The 1,525-nt window shown below is 36.1% G+C and carries 4 protein-coding genes; 1 reads left to right on the top strand and 3 read right to left on the bottom strand.

What is annotated here, in order from left to right:
* The coding region (locus F6K13_RS32620; RefSeq protein WP_287289845.1) for a hypothetical protein at window positions 1–213 on the top strand (213 nt) is incomplete at its 5' end.
* Between the two features lie 11 nt (window positions 214–224).
* Here the strand turns inward: F6K13_RS32620 and F6K13_RS32615 are convergent.
* The 3 genes from F6K13_RS32615 to F6K13_RS32605 form a co-directional block, all read right to left on the bottom strand.
* Entirely contained in the window at window positions 225–590 is a 366-nt protein-coding gene (locus tag F6K13_RS32615) for a four helix bundle protein (RefSeq protein ID WP_287289843.1), read from the bottom strand.
* Window positions 591–644: 54 nt separating this feature from the next.
* Window positions 645–854, bottom strand: a complete 210-nt coding sequence (locus F6K13_RS32610) for a hypothetical protein (protein ID WP_124145899.1) — start codon at window positions 852–854, stop codon at window positions 645–647.
* Window positions 796–1,525, bottom strand: a 730-nt coding sequence (locus tag F6K13_RS32605) for an AAA-like domain-containing protein (protein WP_287289841.1), incomplete at its 5' end; no start/stop codon positions are given. The genes F6K13_RS32605 and F6K13_RS32610, both read right to left, overlap by 59 nt.

Here is a 1,525-nt window from a genome sequence, read left to right as displayed (position 1 = left end):
GGAGTTTTTTTAGGAGTCAGGAGACAGGAGTCAGGAGACAGGAGTTTTTTTAGGAGACAGGAGACAGGAGTCAGGAGACAGGAGGGAGGAAGAGGGAGTAAGAAGGAGACAGGACTTACGCAAATTTACCTTGAAAGCGCCATATGTAGGGGCGAATGCCATTCGCCCTCACTCTATTTAGTTTCCGTAGGAGACAGGAGGAAGAAAGAGTAGGAATTAGGAGATTATTTGCATTGTTCAATTGCGTTTATATATGAATCTAATAGTTTACTTACTTCTTCTAGATCCAGTAGAAGTTTTGAAGTATCTCCGTATCCAAGGTCATTTGCCAGAATTAGGTAATACCGACTTTCTTCTAATGAACCTTGTGCAATATTCAAAAATCGGATTTTATCTGCTAGACCCTTTTTTCTAAAGCCTTCTACTATATTAGCTGGTACTGATACGGATGCTCGCCTTAACTGACTTGTTAATCCATAGGTTTCTGTTTTTGGGAAATTGCTGCTAAAACCATAGACATCTAAAACAAGTTGATGTGCTTTTTGCCAAACTATTAAATCTCGAAAGTTTTTAGCAGGTTCTCTTTTCATTCTGACTCCTGATTCCATCTTCAAACTACGCTCCAAAAAGCATCATTCTAACTCCTAACTTCCAAAAAGCCAACTCCTGACTTCTAACTCCTTCTTCCACCTCCTGTCTCCTGACTCCTGTCTCCTGACTCCTTCTTCCAACTCCTGTCTCCTGACTCCTTCTTCCATCTCCTGTCTCCTGTCTCCTATCTCCTGTCTCCTTCTTTCACCCCAACCGTTCCTGAAAATATTGTCGATATAACTGACAACGAGGTTCAGCATCATCGCCTTTAATTGTAATTAATCCCATAGCTTCTAATTGATGTAATTCTCGATTTTTATTAGGTAAACGTACTGGAGAATTACTTTGTAATATTTTATGAAAAACTGCTTTAATATTTGTCTTTTCTAATATTGTTTCTAAATGTCTACTTAAATGTTCTTGATAAATTCCGCTTTCAGTAGGAGCATATTTTAATAGTTCTGTAATAGTTAATTCATCCTGAGACATTTTGTACAATCCTAATCTGATTAAATAAGGATGTCCTCCCACCATTGACATTAAAGGAGCAACTATTTCTGACTCAAGTTGATGTAAGTATGCTAACTGAGTTACCTGCTCTAATGTAAATTCTTTTAACTCTATAGGTAAACCAACATTAAAAGGAGATTGATAAATATTTAATTTGCCATGATATTCTGTGGAATAAGCAATTATCATTCGTAGATTTTCCCAAATTTCTAAGTTATTGCTTTCTTCATACCAACTTCTTAACATGGCAAAAAAATCTTTAGATATTTCTGGATAATTAAAAATTTCATCCACTTCATCTAAGAGTAATACTACTTCTTGCTCTAAATGATAGAGTAGTGCTTCAAATTCTTGAGTGCAAGATATTTTAGCATTGTGATTATCCCAAATTTTCCAGCTTTGACTATCAGTAAACCGACTTTTG

This window comes from Okeania sp. SIO2B9, from assembly GCF_010672505.1.
Lineage (GTDB): Bacteria > Cyanobacteriota > Cyanobacteriia > Cyanobacteriales > Microcoleaceae > Okeania > Okeania hirsuta.
The sequence above is the reverse complement of the archived record's forward strand: the minus strand, read 5'-3'. Positions and strand labels throughout refer to the sequence as shown.

What these genes read in the sequence shown, in the direction of transcription:
- F6K13_RS32610 (WP_124145899.1), bottom strand. Translation starts at nt 854, where the DNA reads ATGATGCTGAACCTCGTTGTCAGTTATATCGACAATATTTTCAGGAAC.
- F6K13_RS32615 (WP_287289843.1), bottom strand. Translation starts at nt 590, where the DNA reads ATGAAAAGAGAACCTGCTAAAAACTTTCGAGATTTAATAGTTTGGCAA.